This window comes from Microcystis sp. 0824 (assembly GCF_003112475.1).
In the GTDB taxonomy this organism is placed as follows: Bacteria; Cyanobacteriota; Cyanobacteriia; order Cyanobacteriales; family Microcystaceae; genus Microcystis; species Microcystis aeruginosa_C.
Genome location: NZ_BDSM01000025.1, coordinates 133,257 through 150,293, shown reverse-complemented (window position 1 = coordinate 150,293; position 17,037 = coordinate 133,257). Strand labels below are relative to the sequence as shown.

The 17,037-nt window shown below is 44.9% G+C and carries 9 protein-coding genes and 3 pseudogenes; 3 read left to right on the top strand and 9 right to left on the bottom strand.

The features are described from left to right. The first annotated feature begins 374 nt into the window (after window positions 1-374). Both N0824_RS10420 and N0824_RS10415 read left to right on the top strand, forming a co-directional pair. Window positions 375-1,300 (top strand): annotated as a pseudogene (locus N0824_RS10420) (transposase family protein). Between the two features lie 197 nt (window positions 1,301-1,497). Further along, a pseudogene (locus N0824_RS10415) lies at window positions 1,498-1,968 on the top strand (transposase); the annotation flags it as partial. Between the two features lie 226 nt (window positions 1,969-2,194). On the opposite strand, the gene N0824_RS10410 reads toward N0824_RS10415, so the two are convergent. Both N0824_RS10410 and N0824_RS10405 read right to left on the bottom strand, forming a co-directional pair. Continuing rightward, window positions 2,195-3,214: a PHB depolymerase family esterase gene (locus N0824_RS10410; protein WP_233256408.1), complete on the bottom strand. Its 1,020-nt coding sequence runs from the start codon at window positions 3,212-3,214 to the stop codon at window positions 2,195-2,197. Window positions 3,215-3,430: 216 nt separating this feature from the next. Further along, entirely contained in the window at window positions 3,431-4,390 is a 960-nt protein-coding gene (locus tag N0824_RS10405; protein WP_108936706.1) for a sulfotransferase, read from the bottom strand. Window positions 4,391-4,572: 182 nt separating this feature from the next. Between N0824_RS10405 and N0824_RS10400 the strand changes: the two genes are divergently transcribed. Then, window positions 4,573-5,940 carry a hypothetical protein gene (locus N0824_RS10400; protein ID WP_223213025.1) on the top strand — a complete coding sequence of 456 codons (1,368 nt, stop codon included), beginning with the start codon at window positions 4,573-4,575 and terminating at the stop codon, window positions 5,938-5,940. A 70-nt stretch (window positions 5,941-6,010) separates the two neighbouring features. On the opposite strand, the gene N0824_RS10395 is transcribed toward N0824_RS10400, so the two are convergent. The 7 genes and pseudogenes from N0824_RS10395 to N0824_RS10360 all read right to left on the bottom strand — a co-directional run. After that, window positions 6,011-6,784, bottom strand: a complete 774-nt coding sequence (locus N0824_RS10395; RefSeq protein ID WP_045357576.1) for an SDR family oxidoreductase — start codon at window positions 6,782-6,784, stop codon at window positions 6,011-6,013. 31 nt (window positions 6,785-6,815) lie between these two features. Continuing rightward, complete coding sequence (locus tag N0824_RS10390) at window positions 6,816-7,574, bottom strand: SDR family oxidoreductase (protein ID WP_108936704.1); 759 nt, start codon at window positions 7,572-7,574, stop codon at window positions 6,816-6,818. Window positions 7,575-7,641: 67 nt separating this feature from the next. Beyond that, entirely contained in the window at window positions 7,642-8,526 is an 885-nt protein-coding gene (locus tag N0824_RS10385) for an alpha/beta fold hydrolase (protein ID WP_108936703.1), read from the bottom strand. Between the two features lie 111 nt (window positions 8,527-8,637). Further along, complete coding sequence (locus N0824_RS10380; protein WP_108936702.1) at window positions 8,638-10,236, bottom strand: alkaline phosphatase family protein; 1,599 nt, start codon at window positions 10,234-10,236, stop codon at window positions 8,638-8,640. A gap of 69 nt (window positions 10,237-10,305) precedes the next feature. Continuing rightward, window positions 10,306-10,608 (bottom strand): acyl carrier protein, encoded by a 303-nt coding sequence (locus N0824_RS10375; RefSeq protein WP_108936701.1) that lies wholly within the window; start codon window positions 10,606-10,608, stop codon window positions 10,306-10,308. A 98-nt stretch (window positions 10,609-10,706) separates the two neighbouring features. After that, a complete protein-coding gene (locus N0824_RS10370) occupies window positions 10,707-15,290 on the bottom strand; it encodes a type I polyketide synthase (protein ID WP_108936700.1) in 4,584 nt (1,527 codons plus the stop codon). A gap of 1,069 nt (window positions 15,291-16,359) precedes the next feature. After that, a pseudogene (locus tag N0824_RS10360) lies at window positions 16,360-17,034 on the bottom strand (IS5 family transposase); the annotation flags it as partial. Window positions 17,035-17,037 lie beyond the last annotated feature (3 nt).

Genomic DNA, 17,037 nt, shown 5'->3' with positions numbered 1-17,037 from the left:
AAAGCCGTCAGACATCAGGAGTCAGGAGACAGCCTTGAATCAGTTATCAGTTAAGCTAAGACGCATTTAAACCGCTTATTATTAAGATTAGCCGAATCTCCCCCAATCTTTTTACTGTTGGCTTTTGCAAGAGTGCCTCTTGCCTCGTCTAAACAAGCAATTTAAATACTTAACAGCTGATCAAATGTGAGTTTTCAGTTCACTAGACCTCTTGCAAAAGTCTTTCGTGATATAATAAAGGGTTATTTATTTTTGCCAATACTCTCACGAGACAGCGATCGCCACAATGAGATAGTGTTGCCAGCGTAATAAAAGAGTTTTTTTGTGATACTGTTTAAAATCTGTCCTTAATAGATAAAAAACAGAATAAAAGTATGAAATTTGCCGAAACGAATAGGTTATGTCGAAAGAAATTTAAGCGTTTAACGGGAATGAGTCGCCGAACTTTCTATCTGATTGTTAACATCATTAAAGAATACGAAAAAAAGAAGAATAAGCTGGGTCGTCCTTGTAGATTAATCCCAGAAGATCAGGTTTTAATAGCTATTCAATACTGGCGGGAATATCGGACTTATTTTCACATTGGGTGCGAGTGGGGAGTCTCAGAGTCGATGGTTTGTCGAACTGTGCATAAAGTCGAAAACTTATTGATAAAATCGGGAAAATTATCCCTACCTGGACAAAAAGAATTAAGAAAATTATCCGACCCAGACACCGTTCTAGTCATCGATGTGATGGAAAGTCCTATTGAAAGACCAAAGAAAAGGCAAAAAGGGTTTTATAGTGGAAAACAAAAGGAACATACTTTGAAGACGCAGGTGATTATTGATTTAAAAACGAAGAAGATAATGTGTTTAAGGCATGGAAAAGGAAGAATGCACGATTTTAAATTATTCCAAAAAAGTCAAGTAAAATTACCTAAAACAATAAAATTATTAGCAGATATAGCGGTAAGCGCTTGAGTGAGATACAGACCAAGCTTTGCCTAGCATGGTTTATAGCTCGTGACACTGTACCTCATACGACTGTACACCGCTATAAAGGCTACCAAGGAATTGTAAAAATTCATGAACTAAGTGAGATTCCTGTTAGGAAACCAAGAGGAAAGAATTACTCGGAGGAGCAGAGGAAATATAATCGGGAATTAGGGAGAATAAGAGTAGCTGTAGAAAATGTTAATCGCTGTTTAAAAATCTTCAAAATTCTCTCTTACCCCTATCGAAATCGCCGATATAAATTTGGATTAAGAAGTCATTTAATCGCTGGAATTTACAATAACGATTTAGGTTCAAAAACCTAAGCAAAAAACTAACTATATTCTTTTAATTTAGCTGATAATAACAAGCTAGATATCTTTGTCGTGCGAATAATGTATTGAGAGTTGATTAACCGTATCTGTGGAAAAATAATGGTGGAAAGATCATAAATTTAGAAGTTCAAAGACGAAATAGATAAACTTTTCATTATACCATAAAAAATTTTTGCAAGAGGTCTAACTTTAAAGAGACTTATGGTTGTTATCCCGAATCCGTTCATGTCGATAAAATTTATCGAACCAGAGAAAACTTGGCATGGTGCAAGGAAAGAGGGATAAGATTAAGTGGATTACCCTTGGGAAGACCACCGAAGAATCGAAGCGCTGGACTAAAAAAACAAGCACAAGAGGACGAGAGTTTTCGCAATGCAATAGAAGGGAAATTCGGACAAGCTAAGAGAAGATTTGGTTTAAATCTGTGCATGACAAAACTACCTGAAACTTCAGAAACGTCCATTGCTATTACCTTTTTGGTTGTCAATCTTTCCCGACTGCTTCGGCAGTTTTTTGGGCTTTTTTTGTCTTTCTTGATTTCTGGGCGAACAAAAGAACTAAGATGTCGGCAACGCTTTAATAAAAATTATGTTAAAAGTGATTTTACTCAAGTAAAACTTATCACTTGGGCGACAAATTATTGGCACTCAATAGCATAATTCTTTGAGCGACTTTTTCAGCAAACCCTACTTACTTGCATAAATGAGATGCTCCCATCGAGCTATCGAGCGTACCTATGACAAGGGGTCTATCGGAGGGGAGGGGAGCCGTGTGAGGTGAAAACTCTCAGGCACGGTTTTGAGGACAAGTCGGAAAGGCGACTTTCCAGCTTAGTTTTAATAATTGGCAGAAGCTTTTAGCCTACTTGTCGCCACCACAGGTAAATCACAGAGAATATTTCTGTAAAAATTGCCAGATAACTTCACTAGCGTTAATATCTTGGCTGGTATTACCAACCAATCTCTGGCGTGCGCGATTCCCTCGTGTGTTTCCCCTAGAATCGTTTCCCAGAAGTGCATCTGTCTGTCCGCCAGGCCAGCCGTGACCTCCACCTTCTATCTGATAAAGCACTACCGGCGCACCACTCTTGCAATTAAAGTATCCAATTTTAACTACTTCGGTCCCGTCCGCTTGCGTATCAGGAAGTCGCACCTCTTGGTTCCTGGTGGAGCAGCCATTGCGGCTTCTCCAAAAGGCTACTGTTTGTGGCACCGAAAGAATCTGAGCGTTTGCGCCAATTTCCATCGTTCCCCCCGCCCAAGGTACAAGTTTATCCTCGGTGCCATTGATCATCAGAATGGGAATTGCTCTTTTGGGTTTACACCTTGATACCATCGGTTGCGGAAGTGTTGCTGCTACAGAAGCGACAGCGGCTAATTGCTCGGACATTTCACAAGCTAACCTTTGGGTGAAAAATCCCCCATTAGAACCGCCAGTAGCGTAGATTCTCTTTTGATCAATATTTCTGGTTTTAGATAAGTGTTTGATTAGCACTTTCATAAAAGAAACATCATCAATCGAATCATTGGCTGGCAAATGGCGACCGTCACTCCACTGACCATAAGCACCCCGATCAAGACCATTAGGATAGGCGACAATAAAGCCCTCACGCTCGGCTATCTTATTAAAACCAGTTTTGACCGCCATACTATTACCTTGACTGACACCCCCGTGAAACGCTAAGAGCAAGGGCATCGGCTTATTCGCTTGATAGGAACGGGGAATATAGAGGTAATAACTCCTTTCTTGGTTTTGCCGCACCAGTTTTTCTAAAATTAGACCGTCTTGGCCAGAAAATTGCTCGGGTCTTCCTCGCCTCATCTGAGCAGTTCGCCTTCTCTGGGCAATTGGTTGAGTCAGGAAGTTATTCTCTGGAGTGAGAATATCATAAAGATTGACTGACACAGTATTAAAGGCGACAATTAGGCTTGCAAGATAAATCTCGATCATCACTCAAAATTAAATCCTTTTTTGCTAATATAGCAGAACCAATCGCTATCAGCAGCCCCAAAGAGGAAATCGTTGTCCAGTCGGCCAAGCCAAAGAGGAGGTCATTGCCCACTATTGAGGTAAGCGATTGTCTGGCTGGGATATTATTCCTAGGCAAGTCCTTTAGGGCTTTCAATCATATCCTAAAAACTGAGCCATTTCGATCACTTTTGGACTGAATCCTTTGCCATCTGAACGCCAAGGTAAAGGTCCTTCTAACTTTGGTAAGGTAATATTTTTGGGTCGGAAAACCGGGTTCTTTAAAAAGTTAGGATCGTTACCAAATTGCGCTCCCAAAGGACCTGGGGAAGAAAAAGGGGAGTCTTCTGGATGTAACATCGCTTCAAAGGCTGCTTCATTCCAAGACAAGCCTAACCAGCGACAGATTTTCTCAAAGTAAAGAGGGGGATTGCCCAACAAATCTTCTCCCCGCAGCCGCATTTGTTTTTCGGATGGTATAGATTCCAAGAATTCCATAATTCTGCTCTGCATCCGATACCAGAGAAATTGATAGTCAATCACAGCAGTTTTTTGGCCGGGATCTAGAGTGTTAAGCATAGTTGGGTTAGGAGTTTTAGGCGCTCCGAAAATAGCTTTTTTCGGGGCTTTGCCGATGCGAACCTCCGGTACCAGTTTCATGACCGATTCTCCTTGTCCTCGCGGATGGCGGACGAGGTGGAGGTAGTATGAATCAGGGAAAGTCTTGGGAATTCTTTGAAGATTTTCAATAAATAGAGAATAAGCGGGAGACTTATCGACAATGCACAGGGGTTGAACTTTCTCACACAGTTCGAGATACACTTCTCCTCCAGTCTTATGGGAACGTTGCATGAGCCAGCGATGGGCCATTTTAATGGCCGGGAAACTCTGTTCTCCAGCATAGAGTTGGGCAATAGTGCGTAAAAGTCCGTGGGTTTTTCGAGCCTGTCCTTCATCTTTCAGGCGCTGGAGAATATCTTCGATTGTATCAGCATAAAAAAGATTGATTTCTGGGACTCCATAAGTCTCTGGGTGCTGCCCTAACATGGCGCTGGTTAGAGAAGTAAACGAACGGGGAGAAGCCAGAATAAATAAGGGTGGGGTGGCCGACATGAGTAAATTTAGGAGTTATAATAATATTCCTTAACTTTGTCACTTATTGTATCCCAAATATGGTTAATTCGCCTAGACAGCGACCCTTTGACCCTTCCCCTCCTGCAGGACTGAAATTTCCCAATTTCTCGAAGATCTGCGAAAATGGTTTCGGCGATGGACACAATACTCACGCCCACTCTATGGCGTGGTTTAAAGATCATTTATTTGTGGGTACAACCCGCTCTCTGCTCTGTGCTCTCAAATTGCATCGCTGCATTGAAGAATGGGGGCTTGAGGTCTGGCCAATTGAATGTCCCGATGATGTGGAGGGCTTATATGAGCAAGTAGATCGACGCTCCCAAATCTGGCGTTACAATCCCGTGACCAAAGAATGGCGATATGTTTACCAATCTCCAATGGTAGTGGGCAGTGAGGGGGGAATGGTGCCGAGGGAGATGGGCTACCGCCACATGATGGTTTTCCAGGGAGAATCCGATTCCCAGCCCGCCCTGTATGTGGCGAGTACCTGCCCTGGCCGAGCACCTGGAGCTTTAATCTTACGGTCTGAAGATGGAGAGACTTTCCAGCCTGCTTCTGAATATGGTATTGTCGGCCTGCCGATCACCAGTATCAGGTTTTTAGTTCCCTTTCGTGGTAAGCTATATACTTCTCCCACTGGCTCTCGCAACAGTAAGCACAATACCTCAGACTACACCATTATTTACGAAAGCAGTGATCCTCTGGGAGGAAAATGGCTGCCCTGTAGCCTTAACGGTTTTGGTGATCCGACCAATGAAGCCGTGTTTGCTGTCTGTCCTTTTCGAGATCAGCTTTACGCCGGTACTTTCAATTGTACTGGGTTCCAAGTTTGGCGGAGTGACTGTCTGGGCCAACCCCCCTATAAGTGGGTAAAGGTGATTGACCAAGGAGCCTATCGCGGCCCGCTCAACCAGATTGCAGCCTGCATGATGGTTTTCAACGATGCCTTATATGTGGGGAGTGCGATTCAAAACTCTGGGTATGATATTATCAATCGCATCGGACCTGCACCCGGGGAATTGATCCGCATTTTTCCCGATGATAGTTGGGAGCTAGTGGTAGGTTCCCCCCGTCAGACTCCCCAAGGCGAAAAACGCCCTATTAGCTATCTACAACCAGGATTTGGCAATTTTTTTAATGGCTATTTTTGGCACATGGGAATTCATGACGGTTGGCTTTATTTAGGAACTTGTAATGGTAGTGTTATTCTCTCCTGGTTCGATCACACTAAACTGGAAGAGCGAGCGCGGCGCTATCTGGATAAAGTGGGACTAGAAAATCTCATCAAAAATCAAAGTGGGTTTGAATTGTGGCGAACTTATGACGGAGAAAACTGGCTGCCAGTGGAGCAGCACGGGTTTGGCAATCCCTACAATATTGGCTTGCGAAATTTAGTTTCGACTCCCCACGGATTTTTTGCGGGTACGGCCAATCCTTTTGCACCTAAAATCGCCGTGAGGGAAAATGGCAAGTGGGTCTATACTGACAACCCGCGAGGAGGGCTAGAAGTCTGGCTCGGTAGGCCTTAGTAAGCTTTAACTTACTGTCAGCAGAAGTCCGCCGATTTATCGGCGGGGGTGTCATTTTTAGGCCAGTCCGTTACTTAATCTTAGGACGTTTTTTGCGGCTCTTAAAAGCCATCAGGACGGGATTGAGCAAGAAAGTATCTCTAGGTAAACTCAGAAGATAGCTAATAAACTCAGCCACCCTTTCTGGAGGAAGAGCGTAAGTTGGTTTAGGCACACTTGGGCCATTTTGATTCCACAGAGGTGTATCAATGGCATCTGGTAAAATAGTCTGTACCCGCACTCCCCAAGCGGAAACCTCTTCCGACAGGGATTCAGACAGTCCAATAATGCCAAATTTGGAAGCGCAATAAGGGCCATCGAAGGGCCGACCTTGACGGCCAGAAACTGAAGAAATATTAATAATATCCCCTTGTTTCTGTTCAATCATCGTGGGGATAACGGCTCGATTGCTCAAAAAAGTCCCCGTTAAATTAGTTTCAATCACTGCCCGCCATTCCTCCAAAGAGGTTTGCCAGATTGTTTTCAAATCCTCTCCCACTCGCAGAATACCAGCGCAAGCAATGAGGTTGTCAATCCGCCCGAAATGAGCTACTGTTTTGCTGGCCATTGCCGCCATATCATTTTCATCACAGACACTAAGTACCAAGCTGAGAATTTGCTCTGGTGCAGCAATTGTAACTAATTCTTCGACGGTACTAGCCAATTTTTCTGGATTGATATCTACTAATACCACTTTATGGTGTTGGCTCAAGAGTCGCTTGGCACAGGCAAGACCGATGCCTCCACTAGCTCCTGTAATAATTGTGACTTGATCGGTTAAATTAGACCCTGTTTGCTCGCTCATAATTAAATCTTCTCCTTGACAATCCCCTCGATTATCTTTCTAAAACAGGAAGTAGGTGGGGGTGGACAATTACAGTATCGTCTTGCTGTTGAGTTAAATAAACAATAATTGCTGCCACATCTTCTACTGTGAGCAGTCCACCATAACGACGGGCTAATGCAGTTTTAGCAATCATGCCAGTTTCTACCAAACCAGGAAAGATTGCTTGCACACGAATACCATAGGGGCGCACCTCTTCAGCAAGGGATTCAGTTAATCCTACCACGCCAAACTTGGAGGCACAATAAGCGGGAGCGTAAGGTTCCCCCCTTAAGCCATAGGGTGTTGTTGACGAGCAAATATTCACAATCTGACCCGATGCTTGTGAGATCATGATCGGCAAAACGGCACGATTGCTTAAGAATATTCCTGTTAGGTTAACTTCCAAGAGATCGTGCCATTCATCTAAGGAAAGTTCAGTAGTCGGACGGGGTAGTGAACGATCTGATCTGACTTTTTTACCCAATCCAGCACTAGCAACAAGTAAGTCAATGTTACCAAAATGGGCGACTGTTTGGTTGACCATTTCCTCCATATCTGCTTCCTTTCTAACATCTAGTGCTAGTCCGAGATGGGAAGCTGGAGAAGGATTGCATTTATCATTGATTAAGTTGAGAGTCTGCTCAATGCGCTCAGGGTTGGTGCCGACGACGACAACAGAAAAGCCTTGCCCAGCAAGAGCTAAACAAGTCGCTCTACCAATGCCTCGACTGCCACCTGTAACAATTGCCACTTTCTGTTGATTAGACATGGACTGTTGGTTCCCAATTTTCTCAAGTCATGACGGAGATGCTGTTGTAGAAAAGCAGTAGTTATCACTATTTTTCTAAAGCTGGACTGACCAACAACTTTCTCTCTAAAAACCGATTGTCCTTCTGGCAAAAATTCAAGATCACTTGCACAAATTGATCGGGTTTAATCACGGGAAAAAAGTGTCCTACTTCTGGAATAATTACCTCCGAACAATTGGGAAGTAAGTTCTTTAACTGGGAGCAAGTCGGCAGACAGTGAGACTTCTCTCCATAAATTGCTAGAGTTGGTTGAATAATTTGTGACAATTTAGCCGTCGTTATTTCAGTTTCCTGCTCAAATTCTTGCTTGGCAGCAGTTGCCATCAATTTTTGCCATCGCTCCTTTCCTTTTCTGCCCATATCACGGTTTTTTAAGGAAGGTTTGGTCAGTTCATTGACAGTTGTATTCAACTGGTCGAGCAGGTGAAAATCAATAATCTGATCTTCTGACGGCAGGGGTGCTCCTTGTTCTAGAAGTTTTTGTCGCCAACTCTGCCAATGAGGCCAATCCCGCAGCCGCATCTTGGCTTGCAAGCATTGTAATTGAGTATCTGCTACTGTCAGAGACTTAACTTGCTGAGCATGGGAAATGCTATAAAGGAGAGCAACCCTCGCTCCAAAACTATGCCCGACAAGATGAACTTTTTCGACTTCGAGATACTCAAGCAGCACTCGCAGGTCTTGTACCATCCGAGTCAGAGTATAGCCAGAGTCAGATATTGTACTTTTGCCATGGCCTCTGAGGTCATAAATAATCACGCGGTAGTGCTGGGCAAGGGCAGAAGCGATACCGGGATACCAAAAGGCTAGGTTAGCTCCTAGCCCATGGATAAGCAATAAATCTTCCCCTTCTCCCAAGCATTGGTAGTTTAAAGATATCTGGTGAACTGGATCAACTTGAACTGTAGGCATTGTCTTTAAAGGGTAAAGTTGAGAAAGTTAGATTAGACATCTCCGGAAACTGGGATTTTAAATCGGTATTATAACGGTCATAACCCAATTCTTGGAGATGTCCAATCAGATTTATTCCATATAACCCAGTAACTGAAGTTGATGGAGAAGAGCCTCTTTTTCGGTCTCAGAAATTTCTGCTTCCTCTTCGTCACTTTCCTGCTCCCAACTGTCAGAGAAGTCTTGATAATTAATGGGACGAGACTTAAGAACTTCAGGTTTGAGAACTTCTTGGGGAACTCTTCCTTCTAGATTAGTGGGAATTGGCAGTTGCAAGCAATATAACAATAAAGGCGTAATATCGAGAATAGATAGGGGCTGTACGTGTTGGCCGCTGACAAAATCGGGACCAGAACCGATGAAAATTCCAGCCGGACGGTGAGTTCCATCGGGTTTGACTCTAGGCCTGACCACCTCTGTGGATTTCAAAATGGAAACAAAGCCCCCATCCCGCAACCTGACAGTCATGTCAGGGGAATTTTCCGCTTCTGCTTTTCCAGCAAGTTTAGCTCGGTTTAAAGTGACTTCCAGAAAGATCGGTTCCCCGTCGGCTGGATTTCTGTAGTCAAGAAGTTGTTGCTGCAAGCTTTGGCAAAATTGCTGGTAATCTTCTTTTTTAACACCATGATTGAGAGGAGTCTCTTTCTTAATGTAAATGCCATTACTGCTAGGGGTAGGGCAATAGGCAATGGTCTTCTGCCAGTCAATCAGCATGAGATGATCTTTCATCCTGTCTGCTGTTAACTTGCCGTCCGTATCCGTCTGGGCTGTTTCCCCCCAAGTTAGGTATCCTTGACAGGCCAGCCATTCATTGAGATACACAACTTCTGTTGTTGTGCCGAATCCATGATCTGAGGTCAGAAGGACATTAGTTTCCGGTCCTGCCAACTGCACCAACTGCTCGATCATGCCATCTAACTCTCGATAGTGCTGAATACAGAGTTCTCGAATTTGGCTCTCTTTTGGATCGGCATCAGTCCCCATCAGTGGAGGATAGAGATAGCGCCAGAAAAAGTGTTGCAGCTTGTCGGGACTGTCCAGGACAATGGCAGTTAAATCCGTGGGATCGTTTGTCATCAGATAAGCGAGTAAATCAGCCCAAGTTTTCGTTCTCTGGGAATGAATGGCGATCCAATCTTCGTATTCTTCTTCTGGTATGCCTTGAATGGTTTTCTTTTCTTCCGTGATATCCATCCCTAAATGTTTGTAGTCAAAATTAGGCAAGTTTTTGATGGTATCAATTAGTTGAGAGGGGTGGGTGGCACTCCGTAAATGCTTCCAAGTGACGAAACCAGAGATGGAATAGCCGTCAAGAGGCGGGGGAGGAGCCATGCCAAAAAAGTTCAAAGCCGTTACTCGTTTGCCATAGCGATTGGCCATCGACCAGACTGTTTCACAGCGAACATTGCGGGAGTCATTGACCTTGAGAAAGATTTGTTCGCCAACCTGTTCAGGATACAAAAAATCATGGATACCGTGAGCATCAGGACTCATGCCAGTGATCATCGATACCCATCCCGGCGGGGTGAGGGGATTAGGGGTTGACATTAAATCTGCCCACACTCCCTGCTTGACAAATCGCTGCAAGAATGGCATAACACCATCCTCCATCAAAGGATTCAAGAGAGAGAAGGTCGCTCCATCGAGTCCAATCATCAAAACTTTATTCATAAAAATCCTCTTTCAAAGAATCCCACGCGTTTACCCGTGGGAGTATCAAGTTCCTATTAGTTGTTATAGTTATTGTAGATTTTTGTGCAGGAACTCAACAATCTCTTTCACTTCCAGTTCATCAACGTAGTCTCCATCCCTCATAAACAGTTGTTCAAAGGGTAATCCCTTGCGCTCAAAGTTCTTTTCTAGTGCTACTACCAACTGCACCACATCGATCGATTCAAAAGCCAAATCTTCCATTAGGCGAGTTTCTGTATCTATTTTGCCGCCATCCTCCAATTCCCAATCGGCCGTCATATTTTCTAAGACAGCAATTACTTGGGCTTCGATCTCTTCTTGGCTAAAAATTAAACTTTGTTTCCCAGACATAAATTAATTAACCTCACTTTTCAAAAACAACAACTGAACAAGAATTAATGTTGTGTTTACATTATAGTCACTTAGCCGCTCTTGTCAAAGGCTGCCTGTTAGTTTTCTTGATGATCAATACTTGGTTCAACCGCAGCGGCGACAAAAACGTTCTGATTCTGGCTGATTGAAACCTCAGGCACTACTCCCATCCTCTCCAGTGGAGGGCAGTACACTTGCAAGTTACCGCTCTCGGTGGGGAAGAGTTGCACGTCTAGGGGGCCCAGAGCCAAGTCAAATTTTTGCAAGGCAAACTGGCGAATAGTTTCCTTGGCCACCAAACTCCCTAAGAGCCACTGCTTACGCTCGGAACCCTGCTCTGGTAAACTGTACCAAAATTCTCGCTCTGATTGGGTGAAAATCAGGTGAGCGATGATATATTTAATCACCCCTCCCAATTCATCCAAAAAGTTGACGGGAACTAAGGTCAGCCGGCGGGAGAGCAGACCTAGTTCCTCTTGCCAAGGCTCGGACCAGTAGGCCACTTGCGGCTCCCGGCGGAGTTGATGATACTCCAGAGGGACACGAATAAAGATTTCCAGTAATCCGAACACGCGAGCAATCACAAGGTCTTCGCTGTTGAGAAACTCAAAATTACCTTGAAGCTGTCGCTCGCCGTCAAAGCTTAACCAACCACGACAGGAGATGGGAGTTCCGGCAGGCAAGGGAGGAGCATATTGCTCGAAAACCCTAACACTGAAAGGAAAAGTATGAAAATTCACCCCAAAGAACTCCGAACCCCAGTAGGCCACTAACTGGGCGGCCGCATCCAAAAGTGGCGCATCAATCTGAAAGATGGGTCTGGCAATATCTCTAAAAAAATTATCGACGCGCATCACTTCTAGATCAGCTTCAATCCCTTGCTGGCTGACCTGGCGAATATGCTTGACCCCCTGGAGTCGCGGACCGTGGAACATACCTTCCGTATAAAGTTGCTCGTCTGACCAGCGTGAGGGTTGGGAGTCCTGCCACTGGCAAGGGGTTGCTGGTGGTGATGGATTTAGTTGAGAGGTGAGCCTGACATCACCCTCAAAGACTAAACGGCGCTCGCTGCCCCGCGACGGCTGAAACAGTTGGACGTGGACATCCCAAATATCTGGTGCTAATTGCTCTTGCAGTTGGGCAACGATGTCGAGAACCAAGTGTCCCTGTTCCAGAGCCAGCCAGCGATAGCTACGCACGTTGTCAACCTGACTGACCCATTGCTGTCCATCACAGAGGAAGGCAGCAGCTTCTGCGATAATTTCCATGCTGACGGTAAAGGGAATCACGGGCAAGGGAAATTCACCAGCCTGCCGATGGGACCAGGGGCCTCCTAGCATATGGTCATAGATGAAGTCATCCCAGTGGAGATCGAAATGTCGCCGGCAGTAGAGGTAGCCTTCGCCCTTCTCAATAATCTCCCCTAGGAAAGGCCAAGCCTCTGAAAAGCTGAGGGGAACAGATTCTACATCAAGCATCGGCAGACCAACCGCTTCTTGCTGCTGATCAGAGAATGGGTTTGTATAGAAACTGCTGATCGTCCTAGCTTGACTATTGAGGAATTCCTCCATCAAATCCAAGTGACTCAAGAAGACGGGAAGACGAATATCGGGGAACAAAGCAGAGAAACTGGGGGAAGAAATCTGCTCTTGTAGAGGAGACTTCTCTGGGAGGGAAACCGGCAAAGTTGAGGGTAGTTCAATATTCTTCTGGACTATGCCCTCTCTACCCGTTGCCACTGGCGGCACAGAGGGGAGCTTCTGCTCAAGGGTGTGGACAAAAGCTGATGTAAGTTTCATCTTGGGCATGGTCAAGTCCAAGAGCCTTTTCTGCCTACCTTTGCCTGCTGCTTCTAGAGAGGCAGTCTCTAGGTTTACTAGGTTCACTTGCCGGTATTGGTAGAGAGGAGCAAAATTGAGGGCGCGACCGTTGACAAATAACTGGGCTAACAGATGTTGAATTTGTTCGAGACTGGAACGACGTTGGCTGCTGCTGGCCAGAACCAAGCAGTCTTGCCCGGAGAGAATATCTCTAACGAAGTTGCTGAGATTGCTCGACGGACCGACCTCGACAAAAGTTCTGACTCCCTGTTCATAGAGGTGGCCAATCGTTTCCCGGAAGCGCACCTGGCTCGACCACTGGCTCAGGGCCAATTCTCGAATTTCCGGTGGTGTTGGCGGGAAAGGAGCGGCCGTAGCGCAAGTGTAGAGTTGGGTATGCCCTGGTCCAACGGTCAACCCCTGATAGTATTCCCTGAGAGCTTCTGCCACTTGGTTAAACAAGGGCGTATGGTAGGCACGATCAAAGGGCAGACGGGTACAGATTCCCCCTAATTCCCTGAGTTGATTGGCCGCTTGCTTGATGGCCTCTTCATTACCAAAGAGAACGGCTTGGTTAGGACAGTTGTCCATGGCTAGGTAGAGTTGCCCCGAAGATTGGGCGACCATCTCCGCCAAAATGGCAGTTTCCACGGCACCAACAGTGAGCAGAGTCCCTCGGGGAATGCGGTCTTCTGCTGTCAAATCTAGGTAAATTTGGTTAAGTTCAAGAATTTTCTGCCCCATTTCTTGGCGGCTGGCCAGTTGGATAGTTCCAGATGCAATCAGGGCTGTATTTTCTCCCGTACTGTGACCAACCATCACGTCACACTGGATTTCCAGATCTTTGAGCAGTTCGTAGAGAGCCATACTAGCAGTAAAGACTGTCTCCGTTGCCAGATCTAGGTTATACAACTCTTTGGCTGCTAGGAGGCGTTGCTCCTCGCTCAAGCCTGTGGGCGGCGGAAAAATAAAGTAACTTGGCGGATAATTCCTATTTTTGCCAAATATATCATCTAAAAAGTCGAACCAAGCCCGCACTTTCGGGAAGTGGAGACAGATATCTGAGAGCATATTGGGGTACTGAGATCCCTCTCCTGGAAATAGGAAAGCGGTTTTACCTACTTCGGCTTCTGGATGTACCTGAGCGTAGTAAATGCCACTGCGAGTCTGGAAACGAGTCCGTCCAGGTTCTGCTAGTTTTGACTTGGCCAGTTGGAGTTTGGCTTGTAAATCCGTCTTCTCGCTGGCAACTATAGCCAGACGGTGAGGGCTAGGATTACGGTTAGCTAGGGTATAAGCTAAGTCAGAAAGGAGCAGATTGGGGGATGACTGCAGCCGCCGCTCTACCTGTTCAACTAAATCAATGAGATTGGCTGTCTCCTCTCCCGAAAAAATGAACAATTCTGTGGGCCATGAACAGGGCAGCTTCCTCTCTGGGAGATCAGGGGAGCGATCGTATTCTTCCAAAATGGCGTGAGCATCGATGCCCCCAAAACCAAAGGCATCAATACCAGCACGACGGGGTTCTTTGCTCTGTCCGTTAATCCAAGGACGGGCTTCTGTATTGACGTAAAATGAAGTCTTTTCTTCCTCTAGACAGGGGTGAGGCTGCTGACAGAGGGTAGGAGGTAAGACTTTATAATAAAGAGCTAAAGCCATTTTAATCAGACTGGCGGCTCCGGAGGCGGGAATGCAGTGGCCGATCGCTGATTTGACCGAACCTATGGCCCGGTGGGGCATCTCTCCCTGACGTTGGCCAAAGATGTGGGTGAGGGACTTAATTTCAGTCCTATCTCCCAGAGGCATCCCCGTGCCGTGAGCTTCCACAAGAGTAACTGTGTCTGGATCAATGCTGCTATTCTCGTAAGCTCGCTGGATGGCCAGTACCTGCCCTTGCCAACGGGGAGCTAACAGTCCCAAACCTTTGCCATCGCTGGCAGTGCCAATACCTTGAATAACTGCGTAGATGCGATCACCGTCTCTTTGGGCATCAGCTAGGCGCTTGAGCACTAAAATTCCCAACCCCTCACTGAGGAGAGTTCCGTCGGCAGACTGGTCAAAAGGCTTGATGGTAGAACGGGAGAGGGCATCAAGTTGGCTGAAGACCATGTGAACTTGGGGTGGTGTGGAGGCTTGGACTCCACCGGCCAGCATCATGTCGCAGCGACCGCTCAACAGTTCTTGGATTGCTAAATCAACGGCAATCAAAGAGGAAGCGCAAGCTCCATCCACCAAGTAGTTAGGCCCCATTAAATCGAGACGGTTGGCAATGCGTCCAGTCACCACATTAGGTACTAATCCAGGGGACATCTCGGCATTAAAGGGGGGCAAGCTGGCCTTTAGCTCTTGGCGGATCTGGCCCAAGGTTTGGGCATCGAGAGTGGGGACGATTTGCTGTAACAGTTCTATGGTTTGATCGGCGATCAGACCATGTTGGATGACCGTGCCAAAACCCCGATTGAAGTAAGTGCCGCGCCCCAAGATAATGCCAGCTTTTTCACGGTTGAAAGGGCGATCAAGATAGTCGGCATCTTTCAAGGCATCCCGGGCAATTTTCAGGGAGAGAAAATGATCCGGATCGCCCCCCTCAATGGAGTTGGGCATAATGCCAAATTCTAGGGGATCGAATTCGGCGATATCATCAAGAAACCCCCCTTTACGGGTATATAAGCCGCCATTATCATCCCTAGAATTAGCCGGATTCCAGTCATCAGGGGCTTCTCGAATGGCGCTGACTTTACTAAGAATATTTTGCCAGTAGGTAGCCAGATCCTTGGCTCCTGGGAACAGTCCAGCCATGCCAATAATCGCAATCTGAGCAGGTGAGCTTGCCGAATTCATCAGAAAAACTGGGTGGGAAACCCCGTGCTAGAAGCACGGCTTTACATTGACACTCTCACCGTCACAGCGTAGCTTGACGGGAGATTCTTGTTTCATCGGGTTTGTCTAGTCCCAAGTCATCTCTGGCTTGAAACCCCGTCCAGATTCCCCTCCACAAGCATCTGTTTTAAATCCACTGACTGCCCGGCAGCAGATAACAAAACTTGATTATGTTGCGATTCCTCATTTACAAACAATGTCGCCCCTGTTGTTAGGTATTTTACTTTGGTCAAGCATTTTGTCTGGCCAGAACCACCAATTCGCTCATCTTGGCACACCTGGGTGCGTTGGCTTTTTTATTCTAACATCAGTTTTAACCGACATTCCGCACATCTTCATATATTTTTATATGTTTTTACATTCCCCAAGATGTTTTTACGAAAAACTGTCATTGTAGAGAATACTATTGAGAACTATTTTCAATAATTGATTTTTTCTGAGAAAACCAATTACAATTCTTCACCTTGATAAAAATCCATCATTGTAGCTATAATCCTTACTGGCAAAGGGTTGTAAGCAATGTATTAGTAAAAATTATCAATTGAATGTTAAGAAGTGCGGAAGATGGGTTTTAATGAACGCTGTATTGATCGAGGGTGGACTATTGCCGCCCAGGTGCATCGGCGGCTTCGATGTTAGGGTATAGATGTCTCCCGTGAGTCGGTTTTTAATAGAAGTCTTGCAAATTAATTATATGTTATAGTGATGGGTTAACTAATTTTCCCCAAAAAATTAGTTAATCAGTACATTCGTCCTGAATGAAAACTTGAAGTTTAACTTTTAACTCAAAACTAGAACTCTTGCAAATTAATTATATGTTATAATGATGGGTTAACTAATTTTCCCCAAAAAATTAGTTAACCAGTACATTCGTCCTGAATGAAAACTTGAAGTTTAACTTTTAACTCAAAACTCTTTAGAGCTGCTTTAATTTGGTTATCAAAACCTCTTTATTTAAGCGGCACAAACTATCTCAATTTTTATAATTGAGAATAAATTTTCCTTAACTTGATTAATCTTTAGGCAACTTTTAAGAAGCTGCTATACCTATCCCTAACTCACAGTTATAAATAGCCGCCAACAGGTTAAATCTTAAACTATATCTTCGACGACGATTCCGATATTTACAGGATAAGATTTTAAAGGTTTTGAGTTTCCTATTTATATGTTCAATGATAATCCTTTCTTTGGCTAAAGCCTTGTTATACTCTTTTTCTAATTCTGTTAATTTTCTATTTTTCGATTTCTTTTTCGGTGTATAACTATTACTATGGTATGCAGCTATTCCCTGATAATTACTGTCTTCTATGCTGGTAGTTAAAGGATGAAAAAGAACTAGACTTTTTTTAAATAAACTAAAATCATGACCTCTACCTTTTCCACAAAAGACACAGATAATTTCCTCGGTATTTTGATCAGCTACTAATTGGGATTTTAAAGTATGATAACCTCTTTTACCCCCCAAAAAATCTTTCTGTTTCTTTTTGGGGCGTTCAATGGGAGTTTCCGTTACATCCATTACCGTTACGACCGGTATCTCTGCTTGATTTAGTAGGGCTTTTTTTCCTTTTAAACGGAAGTTTCCCGATTGTAAAAGCATTTTTTCCGTCTTATTTACAATCCGACATATAGTTGATTCTGATAGTTCCCAGCTTGTACCAATGTGAAAATATGTTCTATATTCTCGCCAATATTCTAACGTTAAGTA